A 16,171-nucleotide genomic window follows, 5' to 3' on the forward strand; every position below is an offset into this window, starting at 1 on the left:
GGCGCGGCCGGGCTGATGCCGGTACGCACCGGCACCGGCCCGGCCGCGCCGCGTGTTACCTGGCCCATGGGCTGCCTCGCCCGCGGGCTCTCCGCCCCCCGGGCCTGGGCGCGTCATGCCCGAAAACTGGTAGGAGACTCCATGACCGACCACGTGCTGACCGAGACCGCCGGCGGGGTGCTGACCGTCCGGATCAACCGGCCGGACAAGCGCAACGCGATCACGCAGGACATGTACCAGGCGCTCGGCGACGCCCTCACGGGCGCCGAGGCCGACGCGTCCGTCCGCGTCGTCGTCTTCACCGGCAGCGGGGGCGCCTTCACCGCCGGCAACGAGCTGGCGGACATCGCCGAGCGGGACGTGCTGGAGCCGTCGGGACCGACGGCCCGGTTCATCCGGGCCCTCATCGACACCTCGAAGGTCCTGGTCGCCGAGGTCGACGGCGCGGCGATCGGCATCGGCACGACCATGCTGCTGCACTGCGACCTCGTCTACGTGACGGCACGGTCGAAGTTCGGGATGCCGTTCGTCAACCTCGGGGTGGTGCCGGAGGCCGCGTCGTCGGTGCTGCTGCCACGGGTGGCCGGCCCGGGCCGGGCGGCGGGGCTGCTGCTGTTCGGGGACACGTTCGGCGCGGCCGAGGCCGCCGAGGCTGGCATCGTCACCGAGGTGCTCCCGGACGCCGAGGCGCTGCGGGCGAGGGTCGCCGACCGGGTCGAGGCGCTGCTGGCCCGCCCGGCCGGGGCGCTCGCGGCCGTGCGCCGGCTGCTGCACCCCGAAACGTTGGCCGCCGAGCTGCACACCGCCGCGGCGTTGGAGGGCGTGGTCTTCACGGCCGCCTCCAAGACCCCCGACGCCCAGGCCGCGATCGCCCGCATCACCAAGCGTTAAGCCGGCAGACCCGAACCAGAAGGAGTACCCGAGTACTCCCCCTGGTACAGTTCGGGCGGTGCGGGCACCGTTCTCGATCAGTTCGGCCACGGGTTCGCGTCGTGGCACTGGCGGTTCGCCGGGAGGCGGCACCGTCCGCGACGCGCCCAGGCCGGTCGGGCCGGCGCGCCGCGCGCCCGCTGCGCCAGGGAGGAGTCGCCGTGCCGGTCGAGCGTCTGCTGCCGTCGGACGAGGCGCGCGAGCTGGTCGGGCTCGCCGCCGAGATCTGCGCCAAGGAGCTGGAGCCTCGCACCGCGCAGGACGAGGCCGCGGCCCGCTTCCCGCGCGAGGTGTTCCGGACGCTCGGGCAGGCCGGGCTGCTGAGCCTGCCCTACCCGGAACGCTTCGGCGGCGGCGACCAGCCCTACGAGGTCTACCTGCAGGTTCTCGAGGAGGTCGCCTACCGGTCGGCGTCGGTCGCCGTCGGAGTGAGCGTCCACTCGTTGTCCTGTTACCCGATGGCCACCTTCGGCGCCCCCGAGCAGCAGGCCGAGCACCTGCCTCGGATGCTGGCCGGTGACCTCCTGGGCGCGTACTGCCTGTCCGAACCACAGGCCGGCTCCGACCCAGCGGCCCTGCGCACCACCGCCACTCCCCCATCCGCGACCGGCGGCGACTACGTGCTCTCCGGTACCAAGGCCTGGGTGACGCACGGCGGCGCGGCCGACTTCTACACCGTCTTCGCCCGCACCGGCGAGGGCCCCGGCGGCATCTCCTGCTTCCTGGTCGACGCGAGCACTCCCGGCCTGATCGCCTACCCGCCCGAGCAAAAGATGGGCCTCACCGCCTCACCCACCACCCAGATCGGGTTCGATGACGCGGCTGTCTCCGACTCCCGGCTGGTCGGGGTGCCCGGGCAGGGCCTGCCGATCGCGCTGTCGGCGCTGGACTCCGGCCGCCTCGGCATCGCCGCCGCCGCGACCGGCCTCGCCCAGCGGGCCCTCGACGACGCCATCGCCTACGCCCGCGGGCGGGAGGCGTTCGGCCGCCCCATCATCGACCACCAGGGGCTCGGCTTCCTGCTCGCCGACATGGCCGCCGCCGTCGAGTCGGCGCGGGCGACGATGCTGGCCGCGGCCCGGCTGCGCGACGCCGGCCGGCCCTTCTCCAAGGCCGCGAGCATCGCCAAGCTCGTCGCCACCGACGCCGCCATGAAGGTCACCGAGGACGCCGTCCAGGTCTTCGGGGGCGCCGGCTACACCAAGGACTATCCGGTCGAGCGCTACATGCGCGAAGCCAAGGTCATGCAGATCTTCGAGGGCACCAACCAGATCCAGCGGCTGGTCATCAGCCGGCATCTGGCCAGGGCCTAGTTGACCTGCGTTTTCGCAGGTCACAGTCCCCAGTCGGGCTCCGGAAGGTCGGCCTCCGGTCGCGGGACGCTGTTCTCGGGTGTCTGGTTCGGTCCGGTTGTAGCCGGCGGTGTCCGGGTCCCTGTGGACATAGTGTGGACACGATCTTGGTCTCCGACCGCTCGCTCGTCGCGCGGCGCGTGCGCGGGCGGCTTCTGCGGGTTGGGCTGCTCCGCAGCGAAGGAGGCGTCGATGAGGCGGAGCGCGCGCTGGTCCTCCCCGATGATGCAGTTGGCGTAGACCGCGAGCAGCACGCGGACGCTGTGCCCGGCCCACTCGGCGACCTGCGTGGGTGGGACTCCGGCGTTCAGCCAGCGCGAGACCGCCGCGTGCCGCAGGTCGTAGGGCCGCTTCGCCAGCGGACTCGCGGCCTCCGCTGGGGCCAGAGCGGTTGCGCGGGCTTGGCGCCAGACCGCGAGATAGCGGGTCGCCTTGATCGGGCCGCCCGGTCTGGTGCGAAACAGCCGGCCATCGGGTGCTGTCCCGAACCGTTCGATTACACATGCGTCGCCGCGCAGCCCGAGCACCGCGCCCGCCGCGGCCGCAGCTCGACCTGCACCGTCCCCGCATCGCGCACCCGCCGCGGCCGCGCCCACCCCAACCGCGTGAGCACAGCCCCACAGCCCAGGCAGGTCAGAGCCCCCTCGCCCAACCACCATTCGACGTCATCCGGATCGTCGCTCACCGTGAGCATCACGCCCTCCAGGCGCCTCACGGCCCTCCCCCGAAATCCCGGCCAAGGACTGTGATCGGGGGAGGGCCGTACCCGTCTGCTGACGGCGCTCACGGTGGCGCTCACGACAAACCGGACGCCCACCCCACGATCACAAAACGCACCCGACCGCGTACGGCCCCCTCCGACTGGCACCGCGCCATCACAGCCCAGGACGAGCCACCATCGCGGCTACCCGTTCATGCCCACGTTGTCGTCGGTCACGAACACGAATCCCCATCGGACGATCACCCATGGCCGCTACCCACGCACGATGACGTTTACGGGTCCCGCCGTGGCCAGCTAGAACGTCGCGTGACACCAGTTCCGGGTCGTGGTGGGCGCCGAGGGCGAACCCGACGCACCGGCGGGAGTGCAGGTCCAGGATGTCCGCGAGATACAGCGGCCCCTCGTCGTTCGGGATCTCGGTCAGGTCCCCCACCCAGAACCGGTCCGGCCGATCCGGTGCGGCGAAGTCCCGGCGCACCAGGTCCGGGGGCTTACGCGCCCCGCGGTCGGCCTTCGTCAGCCCGCGCCGGCGCCGCCGCCGCCGGGCGGCCAGGCCCTGCTCGGCCATCACCGCGGCGACGGTGTTCTTCGAGACCTTCCAGCCCCTCTCTCGCAGGTCGGCGGTGATCCGCGGCGAGCCGTAGGTGCCAGCATGCCGGTGGAACAGGACCGTCACCAAATCCGCCAACGCCCGGCGCCGGGCCCGCCGTACCGACAGGTCCCCACGGCGCCATTTGTAGAACCATGATTCCGACACGTTCAACAGCCGGCACGACACCGCATACGCCGCCCCTGTACCCGGCCCTCTGGGAGACAATGAACGCGGCCAGTTCTACCGGCCCATCGCCTCGTTCACCCAGAGGGCCACGGATCGCTTGAGGACATCACGCTCCATCGCCAGCCGGGCGTTCTCCACACGCAACCGGGCCAGCTCAGCCCGCTCATCCTCGCGCAGATCCCCCTTCTTCTCTACACGCCGCGCCGCGTTCACCCAGTTCCCCAGCGTGCCCGCTTTCATCCCCAACTCGCGAGCCTGAATTCTCGCAAACTGGTGTGCAAGGCCCGTCATCAACGATCAGTGAGAACGCGGTCCGGAGGTCGGCCGGCGACAGCGACCCGGGCGGCGTCACCCCCGTGACGCCGCCCGGCAACACGTCCCCGCGCAACATCCGAACGCGTACGTTGCGCGGGCCAGGCGGACCCTCCTGGCCGGCCGGTCATTCGACAACGGTGGTGTCCGCTCCATCGACGACGAGCGCCTGTCCGTCACGCAGGGCGACGAAGGGGACGTGGTTGTCGATCAGATATTTGACAGCCTGTTCCATTCCGGGTGACTCGGGGTGGTCGGAGCGGTAGTGCGGAACGATTGCGTAAGGCAGCACCCCCAGGCCGGCATAGGGGACGGGGCCGGAGGGATAGCCAGGCGGTGTGAGGCACGGATCATCGATGTCCCCCTCGATGCCCTCCAGCGTGGAGCCCAGCATGGCCGGACCGGCACTGTAGCCCGCGTAGGCCACCGCGTCCCGGGCCAGAAGCTCACGAATGATGTCGTCGGCACCGCTGTGCAGGTAGGCACGTCGGAGGACGAACGCGCTGCCGCCGCGCACGTAGATCAGGTCGACGGACGACAGCACGGCCAGCAGGGCCGAGGGGCGGCCGAAATAGTCGCGCAGGTCCACCTCGACTGGGCCTCGCCAACCCAATGCCAGTGACTGGTGCTTGATCGCGTCTGTCAGGCGGCCTTGGCTTGTTCCGGCATGTGGTCGCTGTCGGTGATGTGATCACCGTTGGTGATCAGTGAGAGCGTGGCGGGCGTCTGGTTGCGGATCGGCCCGCAGATCCGGACCGTGTAGGTGACCTTGCGGGTGGTGATGCCGGGGCGGGCGGTCGGGAAGTCGGAGGCGCTCTTGGCGGCGCGGTCGCGGGTGCGGCCGCGGCCGAGGGTGTGGCGGCGGCGACCGAGGGTGTGGAGGGCCTGCCGCTGCCGGGTCTGGATGATCTCGTCGGGGAGGCCCGCGGTCGCGCAGCCGAGGTGGCGGAGGGCCGCGTGCCGGGCCGCCTTGTAGGACAGCGCGCGCACGAGGACGGGCTGGCCGGCGTGGGCGCCACGGGCCGCGGGGGTGGCCTGGGCGGCGACGGTGCGCTGTAGGGCCCGGATGAGGCTGGTGGCGAGGATCCAGGCGGGGATCTCCTGGGCGGCCTCGAACGGGTCGGTCGCGCGCAGCATCGGGCCGCTGCCCGGCCCGGAGCGGTGGAGGGCCGCTTTCTGCTCGCGCAGCGGGGTCTCCGTGGCGCCCCAGCGGGCGTGGTAGGCGTCGGCGGCCTGCGCGGCGGACAGCGCGGCGGGGTCGGTGACGTTGGTGGCCACCGCGAACGTCTCACCGGTGTGGACCCCGCCCGCGAACACGTCGTACTCCACGACCCGCCAGCCGGCCAGGACCTTCTCGGCACCGAGGTCAGCGAGGAACGACCCGTCGGGCAGCCAGTCCCCGACCCGGCGCACGGTGATCCCGCCGGGCAGCCGCACGAGCAGCTTCATCCCGTCCGCGGCGAGGCGCTCCAGCCGGTCGGCGCCGGGAAAGTTGCGATCACCGATATGCAGCAGGTCAGGCCGGCGCAGCCCGGGCGCCTCGGCGACCTGCTCGAGCAGGGCCTGCTCGCCGACGTCCTTCGCCCCGCTCGACGGGCCGTAGGCGTAGGCGAGCGGCGCCTTCGTCCCGGCATCGTTGTCGAGCAGGAGCCGCACATGCGGGTACGGCGCCGGGTCGGTGCCCGCCCCGAACAACGCCCGGTTGTCCGCGGTGTCGGGCAGCCGGACCAGTGTCCCGTCGAACCCGGCGAGGCGGAAGCTCCCCGCCGTCAGCGCCTGCGCGCCGTCGGTGCCGGACAACTCGCCACGCACCGCGGCGAGCAGCCGGGCACACAGCTCGTCGAGCACCGCGCCGGGCAGGGCGCGCCGCGCCCTCGAGAACCCCGACCCCGCCGGGACCGCACCACACGCGGTGAACGGCACCTCCGCCAGCTCACCGAACAGGGCCGCCAGCACGTCATCCCACGACGTGTCCGCCATGACCATCCCCAGAATCAGCGCCCGCGCGAGCACCGGCCGGGTCAACACCCGCGCCGTATCCCCCTCCTGCCCACCGGCCACCTCGTCGGCGGCCAGGGCCGGGCCGGCCGCCGGGGCGTCGTTCCCCGCGGCGAGCTCACCGACCAGCCTGTTGATCGCGTCAGGACCGAGCAGCCGGTCGATCTCGGCCTCCAGCAGCCCGAGACGCACGAAGTCCGCCGCCCGGCCGACCACCCGGATCTGGCCGTCGTCATACGTCCTCGCGACACCGCGCAGCACAGGCCGGTAGATGACGATGTCATCGCCCTGCCCGACCGGCCGCGCCCCGTCCGCCAGCGTCAGCAACGACCGCCGCTCCGCCACCGGCGCCTGCCCACCCCCGCGCCGCCCCGCCGTCCGCGCCCGCCCCACCGCCACGTCCCCGGCACGCAACGCGACCAGCCCCGCACCGGCAAGCCCGCCAGCCACCCCAGGCAGCACGACCGACGCCACGACAGAGTAGAAAGACACAGCGGACTCCGGGCCAGGGAAAATGGATTCGACACCCGATCTCTACCCGGAGATCCACCCACATCGCCGCAACCCGGACGTTCCCCGTTCAGCCGGGCGTGTCACACCACCCGGCCACCCGCGGCCACCCCACCCCTCGACCGTCACCCACCGTGACCGCCGGTCAAGACCCAGCCAGACCACTCCGCAAACGCGATCAAGCTCCGCTCACTGGCATTGGTAGAGAGGGCACCCATCCCGCTCGTGTCTCACTCATGCAGAACGTGGAAACCCTGAAAGGGTCCCGACGCGAACAGGCGCCGGGTAGGCCGACCGCAAGGAAAGCTCAACTCCCTGGCAGGAACAGGATGACCCAAGAAGCGAATGCCGGCAGCCGAAAGGAAGCAGGAAACCCGGAACGGGCGAGAACGTTCCGTATAACTGGCCGGATAGGGGCAGATGCCCCGGTCTGAAAGGGCGCTGACGTGGGTCAGGTGAGCCTGCGAAGAAGACGAGGGCGAGGGCAGCGGAACTGAAGGGCACGTTGGACACGGAGCCGCTGAGCGGCTCGGTGAACGGACCGGAAGACGAACTCCTGGACTGGCAGAAGATCGACTGGCCTGCTGCCGAGGGCAACGTACGTCGTCTACGGGCGACCGCGAGAGCGGCCACTATCTCGCCAAATTCTCCTGGACCAGGATCGTCCGACACCAGATGGTCAAGGGCGGCGCGTCAACAGACGACCCCGCGCTCGCCGGCTACTGGGCCGAACGACGCCGCAGACGCAGACCAGCGACTCAATACGCCCGCGACTCCATCGGGCTTGCTTGAGCCGTGTGCTCGGAAACGGGCCCGCACGGTTCTGAGGGGGCGGGGACGCAGCAATGCGTCCCCGCTACCCGACCAGTCGGCGAAGAACGAGGTCGGCCTCGACCACTACCCGGTCCGGCTCTACCACGCCTGGTACCGGCACATCACTCTCGCGCTGCTCGCGCATGCCTGTCCTTGCACACGCAGGAAGAACTTGATATGGTGGCCACGCAGCTGAATGGGCGGCCACGGCAGACGCTCAAATGGGCGACGCCGCTCGAGGTCTTTACCGAGCTGCTGGAAAGTCATGTGTCGCCATGACCGCTTGATTCCGCCCTGGCTCGCCGTCGCCGCGGCCAGAAACCGTCAGGAAAACCCGTCGGCCAACCGACCGGCGATGACCGCCACCGGATACCAGCGCCTTTCCAAAGGCCTACCGGTCAACGAACCACCCACACCAGACAGGCACACGATGATCCCGTTTACTCTCAACGAGATCCGCCATGTCATTGCCCTGTTCACCGAGGCCGCGACCCCTCGCGCGGTGATCACCTGGTGGTCGGACTGGCGGCGCGGCCACCAGGCACGCGCCCGCCATTACCACTTCCAGGCCCGGATCCGCGTCGCCCGAGGGGCAGCCACGCCGGCGGCGACCACATAGAGATCTCTACGACTGTAGTACTAACGGGGCTCCGCCCCAGCCCGACGAGGCATGTTGCTGTGGCCTGCCTGTGATCTGAGGCTCCGGCCGGGCGGTGTGACGGGTTGACGATGAACCCGTTATGGTGCCGCGCTGATCGGCGGCGGTTGGCTCGGTGGCCGGCCGTCCCGGACCGGAGCTGACAATGACGCTACCGCGCTCGGTCGCTGATGTCCTGTCTCGTCACGTCAGGTTCGAGGTCGAGTGCATCGACCGGATGTATCTGAACGTCTACATCCCGCAGCTCCAATTCGCCCACGGGCTGATCGGCTACCTGCAGCGTCAGATGGGACTGCGGATCGCCTCGACGGCCCCGCTCGGAGCCATCACGGATCGGTTCGTCACCGCGATCCGGACGTTCGCCGCCGAGCGGGAGATCCCGATGGTCGACTTCGCCCGGGGCCAGCGCAAAGACGACGTGATGCACGAGCACCTGGCCCGGTTCGCCGGGGACGAGGGGGTGCTGTTCATCGGCCGGGCACAGGAGAAGGTACCGCTGTTCCGGACCGAGAAGCGCCGTGACCGCGAGGGGAAGACCTACCCGTGGATCGTGAAGACAACCGGGCTGGTCAACCAGTTCTACTTCTACTGCGTCGACGCCAACTTCGGACCGTTCTTCCTGAAATTCTGCTCGTACTTCCCCTACAACGCCAAGCTCTGCATCAACGGCCACCACTGGGCCCAGCGGCAGGCCGCCAGAACCGGGATCGGCTTCACCCCGCTCGACAACGCCTTCGCCATTGAGCCTTTCCCTGCAACCGACCGTTACCCTGGGTGAGTATCAATAGTGTGATCGTGTGTTGGTCGTCAGGTGGTCCTCTGGTACTCGGTGTGGAGGATGACGAGGGACGCTTTCGCGACCAGCCCGATCTTCCAGGGGTCGATCGTGACGTTGCGGAGCAGGCGGAAGGTGACCTTGAGCAGCGCGTTCGCGCGCTCCCCGACCGCCCGCAGGGCGTAGTGGATGCGGTTGTGCAGTTTCTGTTCGGCGGTCAGCTCCCCGCCCTTCGGCTTCTTGAACGGGACCGCGAACTGCCCCTCCTGGGTTCCGAACGCTTCGTAGCCGCCGTCGCCGAGCACCTGCCCGCCGTCGGCGAACCACTCCTCGAAGACCTCCGGGGCGCCGGAGGCGCGCAGGGCGGTGGTGTCGTGCTCCCGGCCGGGACGGACGTCGGACACCCACAGCGGCCAGCCGTCCTCGGGACCCGAGACGACTTGCACGTTCGCGCCGTGGTTCTTGATTTTTCCTGACCACCACAGGTCCACGCCCTTCGTCGGGCCGGGGACGGTCACCCGGTCGGTCTCGATCACCGTCCCGTCGACGATCACGTGGTCGTAGCCGGCGAACTTCGCGGCGATCAGTGCGTTGCGCAGGTCAGGGGCCTGCCAGGCCAGGACTGCGAGGCCCTCGTGCAGGTAGCGGTAGCCCACCGACTTGCCGATGTTGTTGTCCCGACACAGCCGGATGACCGGGGTTCCGTCACAGAACCAGCGCAGGACGAACACGGCCTGCTCCCATGGAGACAGGGCGCGGGTCCCGCTCCGCGTACCGATCCGCCTACGTTCCGCAATCAGGAGCGTGGCAAGGCGGACGACCGTGTGATCGCTCAGGGGCAGGACGCTCGTGTATGTGACACTCATGAGGACGCGGGGCTCCGGCGGAAGTGATCTGTGAGAGGACTACTTCCTACCGGTTGCCCCGCGTTTCGTCGTCGGCGACCCAGCCGTCGATCACGACCCGTGATGATTACCTAGCGTGACGGGTCGTTGCAGGGAAAGGCTCACTGTCGACGACCCCGCCGCCCTGCAGCAGATCTGCGACCAGCTCGGCCCCGACCAGATCGACGCCCTGCTACGCAAATGGCTGGACACCCTGCCGCACCCGTTCCCCGCGACCGATCAGGAAGCCGGCTACGTCTATGACGTCTCGATCCTCCAAGCCGAGTTCTCCCTGACCCAGACCCTCGACCGGCCGCTGTCCGGGCGCGTGTTCTTCGAACAGGTCATCCGCGACAACCTCGACCTCGGCCGCCCTGACCAGGTCAGCCTCATCTTCGACCGGGAACTGCGCCGCGGCGGGAAACGCCCGACACCCGGCCGGTTCCGCACCCGCGTGATCACCCCCGACGTCGTCCCGAGCCTGCACGTCGACTACAAGCACGCCACGATCAAGCAGTACCACAAGGAAAACCGCGCCCTGCGCACCGAGACCACCATCAACGACACCCGCGACTTCGGCATCGGGAAACGGCTGATCAACCTGCCCGCGCTCCGGCAGGTCGGCTTCAAAGCCAACCGGCGTCTCCTCGACGTCCAGACCATCAGCCACGACCCGATCGACGGCCACACTGCCCTGACCGCGATCATCGACCCGATCATCACCGCCAACGGCCGGCGCGTCGCCGGGATGCGGTTCACCGACCGCCGCGTCGACGCGCTGCTCACCGCGATCCTCGTCTTCCGCCTGCTCCCCGACGGCTTCACCAATCGGGACCTGCGCACCCACCTCGCGCCCCTGCTCGGACGTCACCCGAGCACCATCAGCGGCGGACAGATGAGCTACGACCTCCGCCGGCTACGCCTACACGGAATCATCGAACGCATCCCCGGCAGCCACCGCTACCAGGTCACCCCCGACGGCCGACGCCAGGCGATGTTCCTGACCCGCCTCCATCACCGGGTCATCGCCACCGGCCTCGACGATCTCACCCGCACCGACGACGAGCCGCCAGCGCTACGCCAGGCCGCCAACGCCTACGACACCGCCCTCGGCCAACTCGTCCACCAAGCCGGACTCGCTGCCTGACCTACAGCTCACAAACTTGACCCATCCTTGACGGCTTCGCCCGTCCAAGCCCTCTAGGGCGTCCAGCGACGGGGTCCGACGGGTCAGAGCGGTTGGGGAGGAGCTCGACCACCCGAATTCCCTCTGCTCGCCACCCGAAGGAGTGGCGCAACCACCCCACACCGACTGCGAGATTATGACCCACTTCATGCAGGGGAGCCGTGGAGGGCTTGATGGGAATCCTTGTCAAGATCGGCAACGGTGGCATGTTCGCCGACGTCTGCGCAACGGGTGCCAGACGTCGTGTCCACGCGAGGACGGCGACGATGCCGCACGATCTGCGGTGAGGATTCGCCGACGGGGTTCTGGCGACTGGCACCACGGTTGGAGGGCTCCCGTCCGCGCTGTGGGCTGACACGAGCGAAGCCACACAGCACGTTGGCGCCGGGGCCGGTTCGCGGCGCTGACGAACGTGAAAGAGAGAAGGGGTTGGACTTGAAACAGCACGACGTGGAGATCGTGGGTTGGGGGCACACTCGCTTCGGGAAACTTCCCGACGATACGTTGGAATCGCTGATCATCGCCGCGGCGCGGGACGCGATCGACAATGCCGAGTTGCAGCCTCGCGACATCGACGAGATCGTCGTCGGCACCTATAACGGGGGCCTACAGCCCTTGGCGTTCCCGTCGTCGCTGGCGCTACAGGTGTATGACGACCTGCTGTTCACCCCCGCCACCCGGGTGGAGAACGCGTGCGCGACGGGCTCCGCCGCGCTGCTGGCCGGCATCCGGGCCATCAGAGGCGGCGAGGCTCGTCGTGTGCTGGTGATCGGCGCCGAGAAGATGACGCATGCACCGGCGGACGTAGTCGGCCGGGCGCTGCTCGCCGCCGACTACGAGCACGCCGGCGAGTCCTCCGCGACCGGCTTCGCGGAGCTGTTCGCGACGATCGCGGACGCCTATTTCGCCAAATACGGCGACCACAGCGACACGTTGGCCCGGATCGCGGCCAAGAACCACCGCAACGGCGTGGCCAACCCGTACGCCCACCTGCGCTCCGACCTCGGTTACGACTTCTGCCGCACCACAGGTCCGCGCAACCCCGTCGTCGCCGGCCCACTGCGGCGGACGGACTGCTGCCCGATCTCCGACGGCGCAGCCGCCGTCATCCTGGCCGCGCCCGGCAACGCGCCGAGCACCCACGCAGTGGGTATACGGTCGATGGCGCAGTGCAATGATTTCCTGCCCGCCTCCCGACGCGACCCGCTGGCGTTCGCCGCGGCCCACCGTGCGTGGCAGGCGGCGCTGAAGCGGGGCGGCGTGCGGCTGTCCGACCTGCACCTGCTGGAGGTCCACGACTGCTTCACCATCGCCGAGCTCGTCGAGTACGAGGTCGTCGGGTTGTGCGGCCCTGGCGGTGGAGCCCAGGTCCTGGCTGACGGCGTCGTCGATCGGGACGGCAAACTGCCAGTCAACCCGTCCGGCGGGCTGAAGGCCAAAGGTCACCCGATCGGTGCCACCGGCGTGTCCCAACACGTCATGGCTGTGCTCCAACTCCTCGGCGAGGCAGGAGCAATGCAGATCCCAGGCGCCACTGTCGCCGGCGTATTCAACATGGGCGGCCTGACTGTCGCCAACTACGCGAGCGTCTTGGAGCGGGTGCGATGACTGCCGTCGTCGTGGACATGCTGAGCGCCGGCCGACGGACGCGCTCGACCGGTTCGGCCCGCGTCCCGTCCTGCATCATCCTGGCGAACCCGCGGCTACGACGAGATTGCGACTGCCGCCGACCAGGCCGTCCATCGAGCTGACCAGGCGGATGGCGCAGGCCGGACCCACGCAGGCTTCGCCCGCCACCACTGGGAGGTCGAGGCCAGGCGGCACTATGTCCGCTGCGTGACCTTTGGTGCGGACAGGTCCACCAGCCGGACCGGCCTGCGCCCGGCCACCCTCGCGGTTTACCATCCCGCGATCATCACCGTGATCCGCCGGCCGGCTGTCGGTTCATCTCGGAAAGCCGCCGCCTGCCCGACCGGCGACCGCCGACCTCCGCGCCTTCCGTCACAAGGGGAACCGACCACGTAGATCGGACATCCTCCGCCTGACCAGCCATGACGCGAACGTGCCGAAGCCCTCCGGAGTGAGTCCGAGTCCTTGCACCTGAGGCGGACGGTGGGAGAATCCGGATCGGGGGGATGTGACCAGTGTCATGGGTATCTGGTTGGGGAGCGGGCCGGCGGCCCCTGGAGGCGAGGCGAGCGGGATGGGCAACAGGTTACGTCCGACGCTGGCCGTGTCCACGAAGTTTCAGGCGCCTGCCTATGACGACGGGTTGGTCAGCCGCGAGCGGCTTATCGATGTGCTGCGCGCCGGGCGGGGCAGGCGGCTGGCTTTGATCCACGCGCCCGCGGGGTTCGGCAAGACCACGCTGGCGGTGCAGTGGCAGCGTGTGCTTCGTGCCGAGGGCGTGGCGGTCGCCTGGCTCAGCCTGGACCGGGACGACAACGACGCGGTGTGGTTCATCAGTCATCTCGTCGAGGCTGTGCGCCGGGTCGACCCGGCGCTGGCCGGGGACTTGGTCGAGGTGCTCGAAGGACACTCGGATGATGCGCAACGTTACGTGCTTACCGAGCTGGTCAATCACATCGCCGAGCATCGGCGGCCGTTGGCGATCGTTCTTGATGACTGGCACGTCATCGAGGACCGCCAGGCCGCCGCGGCGCTGGAGTTTCTGGTCGACGTCGGTCCGGACAACCTGCATCTGATCGTTACCAGCCGTACTCGGTCACCCGCGATCGGCCGGCTCAGGGTCCGCAACCAGGTGACCGAGATCGACGCCGCCCAGCTGCGGTTCGACCGGCGGGAGTCCGCGGCGTTCCTCGTTGATCTCAACGCGCTCGATCTTGACGGCGAGGACGTCCAGCGGTTGTGGTCGAGTACCGATGGCTGGGTCGCCGCGCTCCAGCTCGCCACCCTGTCGCTACGGGACAGCGATAACCCTGCTGGGTGGATCCGCGGGTTCTCTGGGCGCCACCACTCAATCGGCGACTACCTCGCCGAGAACGTGCTCAACACCCTGCCGCCCGACCTGCTCGACTTCCTGCTGACGACCTCCATCTGTGATCGTCTCTGCGGTGACCTCGCCGCCGCGGTGAGTGGGCAGCCGCAGGGGCAGGCTCGGCTGGAGGAGCTCGAACGGCGGGACATGTTCCTGCGCCCGCTCGACGAGGACCGGGAATGGTTCCGCTACCACCACCTGTTCGCGGGCTATCTGCGGCGCCGGCTGGAACGCGACCGCCCTGACCAGATCGCCACGCTGCAGCGCACCGCGTCGGCGTGGTTCGCCGATCATGGCCTGCTCGGCGAGGCCGTCACCCACGCCCTGGCCGCGGGCAACGACGCCGGGGCGGCGGATCTGGTGGAACGCCAGGCCATGCACCTGGTCGAACACAGCCGTATGGCCAGCCTGCTCGCCCTGGTCAACAAACTGCCCCGGTCTCTCTTACCGGGCCGGCCGATACTGCAGATCGCGATCGCTTGGGCCAACTGTCTGTTGCAACGCCCCCGACCGGCTCAAGCCGCGCTCGACCATGTGCGCAACGCCCTCGCCTCGGCGACCGACGACCCCAGCAAGGACATCCTGGGCGAAGCGGATGTGGTCCAGGCCTGCATCGATGTCTACGGCGACCGGATCGACCGTGCCGCGACCCTGGTCGCGCCCTGCATCGCCGAGAACTCGCCCTATCGACCGTTCCTGGTCGCAGTTTCGTCCAATATCGCGACGTTTGTAGATATCTACACCTTCGCCTACGACACTGCGCAAGCGCGACAACAGTGGGCCAACAGGTATCACGAAGCCGCAGGCGGGCCCTTCGCCGGCGTCTATGGACACTGCTTCGCCGGACTCGCGGCATTCGCCCAACTCGACCTCGACACCGCCGAACGCCTCTACCAGGAAGCCGTCGCGCTTGCGCAGAAGGCCGCCGGGCGACAGTCGCACGCCGCCCGGCTGGCGGGAGCGCTGCTGGGCAGACTCCACTACGAGCGCGGTGACCTTGACAGCGGCGAGCGGCTCCTCGACGAGTGCCACGAGCTCGGCGCCGAAAGTGGCGTCGCCGACTTCATGATCGCAACTTATCCCACCCTGGCCCGAATCAAGGCCCTACGAGGCGATATCGAACACGCCTGGTCCCTCCTCGATGAAGGCAGCGAAGCGGCACGTCAACTCGCCTTACCGCGGCTGTCAGCCGCCGTCGACTACGAACGCGTGCGGCTTCAGCTGGCCCTTGGAGAAATCGCGGGCGCACAGAACGTGCTTGCCCACCAAGATGAAACCATCACCCGCGGCGGCGACGGCATCGCCATGGCGACCCGCCATTACCAGCTCGCCATGCGAGCGCGCGTCAGGACTGCCCAGGCAGACTACGACGGTGCTCTCCTGCTGCTGTCCGAAATTTACCAGGAGAGCAGCTCCGTGGGCTGGCGCTACGCGGAGACAACCGCGCGTATCGAACTCGCCGTAGTGCACTCGCTAAACGGCGACGCCAGTGCGGCGGTCCGCATCCTCGTGCCCGCGCTCGTCGCCGGTTCGCGGTCCGGTCTTGTGCGGACCGTGATTGACGGCGGGCCCGAGCTCCTGAAGGTCATCGGCAAGTCTCGGGACGCGAGCCGATGCCGCCGATCGCCGGCCGAGTTGCCCGACGTGCCGTCGGACTACCTGTCCAGGCTACTCGCCACGGCCCACTCGGACGCGGAAAGGGCGGCGATCCCCATCGTGGAGCGCCCGACCGAGCGAAATCCCATTCCGGAGGAACCACTCAACGCCCGGGAGGTCGATATCCTTCGTCTGCTGGATCGCGGTTTGTCGAACAAAGAACTTGCCCGCAATCTCAGCCTGAGCATCAACACCGTCAAGTGGTACCTCAAGAGTATCTACACCAAGCTCGGCGTCGCCCGCCGCGGGGAATCAGTCGCGGAGGCACGCCGCCGACGGATTCTGACCTGAACGGCAGGAACCCAGCCGTTCCGTGCCTGCCGGTAGACATTCGGGTCCGGATCGCCGGCGGTCAACGGCGCCGCGTCCGCCGCAGGCACCACATCTCTGGCCCGCGAGCGACGCCCTCCCGCACATCCACCCAGCCGGCGAACGCCTGCTGGGCAGCCAGATCGACCGGCCCGGCGTGCTCGAGCTACTCGCCGCAGCCCCGTTCCCGCCGGCTGGTGCCCATGATCCGCGTTGGCGCCCGACCGACCGCCCAATGCCCACAGGCGAGGGCTGATCCTCATGCTCCTGAGGGGGCGGGCGGGAGGTGGC

At 69.3% G+C, this 16,171-nt stretch carries 12 protein-coding genes and 1 pseudogene; 7 read left to right on the forward strand and 6 right to left on the reverse strand.

Annotation, left to right across the window (positions count from 1 at the left end):
- Positions 1-141 precede the first annotated feature (141 nt).
- Both FRADC12_RS00425 and FRADC12_RS00430 read left to right on the forward strand, forming a co-directional pair.
- Entirely contained in the window at positions 142-891 is a 750-nt protein-coding gene (locus FRADC12_RS00425; protein ID WP_045875131.1) for an enoyl-CoA hydratase-related protein, read from the forward strand.
- Between the two features lie 200 nt (positions 892-1,091).
- A complete protein-coding gene (locus FRADC12_RS00430) occupies positions 1,092-2,243 on the forward strand; it encodes an acyl-CoA dehydrogenase family protein (RefSeq protein WP_045878853.1) in 1,152 nt (383 codons plus the stop codon).
- A 20-nt stretch (positions 2,244-2,263) separates the two neighbouring features.
- Here the strand turns inward: FRADC12_RS00430 and FRADC12_RS32630 are convergent, their stop codons facing one another.
- From FRADC12_RS32630 to FRADC12_RS00460, 5 genes are all read right to left on the reverse strand, one after another.
- A complete protein-coding gene (locus FRADC12_RS32630; RefSeq protein WP_232303505.1) occupies positions 2,264-2,809 on the reverse strand; it encodes a site-specific integrase in 546 nt (181 codons plus the stop codon).
- Positions 2,810-3,157: 348 nt separating this feature from the next.
- Positions 3,158-3,781, reverse strand: coding sequence for an IS3 family transposase (locus tag FRADC12_RS00445; RefSeq protein WP_502685215.1), 624 nt, complete (start codon positions 3,779-3,781; stop codon positions 3,158-3,160).
- A gap of 54 nt (positions 3,782-3,835) precedes the next feature.
- Positions 3,836-4,072: a hypothetical protein gene (locus FRADC12_RS00450; RefSeq protein ID WP_045875132.1), complete on the reverse strand. Its 237-nt coding sequence runs from the start codon at positions 4,070-4,072 to the stop codon at positions 3,836-3,838.
- Between the two features lie 148 nt (positions 4,073-4,220).
- The gene (locus FRADC12_RS00455; RefSeq protein WP_052710596.1) at positions 4,221-4,682 is read right to left on the reverse strand and encodes a Type 1 glutamine amidotransferase-like domain-containing protein; all 462 of its coding nucleotides are present in this window, start codon (positions 4,680-4,682) and stop codon (positions 4,221-4,223) included.
- A gap of 53 nt (positions 4,683-4,735) precedes the next feature.
- Positions 4,736-6,583, reverse strand: coding sequence for a hypothetical protein (locus FRADC12_RS00460; RefSeq protein WP_157488647.1), 1,848 nt, complete (start codon positions 6,581-6,583; stop codon positions 4,736-4,738).
- Positions 6,584-7,709: 1,126 nt separating this feature from the next.
- Between FRADC12_RS00460 and FRADC12_RS00465 the strand changes: the two are divergent.
- Both FRADC12_RS00465 and FRADC12_RS00470 read left to right on the forward strand, forming a co-directional pair.
- Positions 7,710-8,033 (forward strand): annotated as a pseudogene (locus tag FRADC12_RS00465) (IS701 family transposase); the annotation flags it as partial.
- Between the two features lie 184 nt (positions 8,034-8,217).
- Positions 8,218-8,850 (forward strand): hypothetical protein, encoded by a 633-nt coding sequence (locus FRADC12_RS00470; RefSeq protein ID WP_232303506.1) that lies wholly within the window; start codon positions 8,218-8,220, stop codon positions 8,848-8,850.
- 29 nt (positions 8,851-8,879) lie between these two features.
- Here the strand turns inward: FRADC12_RS00470 and FRADC12_RS00475 are convergent, their stop codons facing one another.
- Entirely contained in the window at positions 8,880-9,713 is an 834-nt protein-coding gene (locus FRADC12_RS00475) for an HARBI1 family protein (RefSeq protein WP_045875135.1), read from the reverse strand.
- Positions 9,714-9,828: 115 nt separating this feature from the next.
- Here FRADC12_RS00475 and FRADC12_RS00480 point away from each other — a divergent pair, with 115 nt between their 5' ends.
- The 3 genes from FRADC12_RS00480 (at position 9,829) to FRADC12_RS00490 (ending at position 15,862) form a co-directional block, all read left to right on the forward strand.
- The gene (locus FRADC12_RS00480) at positions 9,829-10,878 is read left to right on the forward strand and encodes a hypothetical protein (RefSeq protein WP_052710597.1); all 1,050 of its coding nucleotides are present in this window, start codon (positions 9,829-9,831) and stop codon (positions 10,876-10,878) included.
- A gap of 474 nt (positions 10,879-11,352) precedes the next feature.
- Positions 11,353-12,525 (forward strand): acetyl-CoA acetyltransferase, encoded by a 1,173-nt coding sequence (locus tag FRADC12_RS00485; protein WP_157488648.1) that lies wholly within the window; start codon positions 11,353-11,355, stop codon positions 12,523-12,525.
- A gap of 595 nt (positions 12,526-13,120) precedes the next feature.
- Positions 13,121-15,862, forward strand: coding sequence for a winged helix-turn-helix domain-containing protein (locus FRADC12_RS00490; RefSeq protein WP_045875137.1), 2,742 nt, complete (start codon positions 13,121-13,123; stop codon positions 15,860-15,862).
- Positions 15,863-16,171: the final 309 nt, after the last annotated feature.

This window comes from Pseudofrankia sp. DC12 (assembly GCF_000966285.1).
GTDB lineage: Bacteria > Actinomycetota > Actinomycetes > Frankiales > Frankiaceae > Pseudofrankia.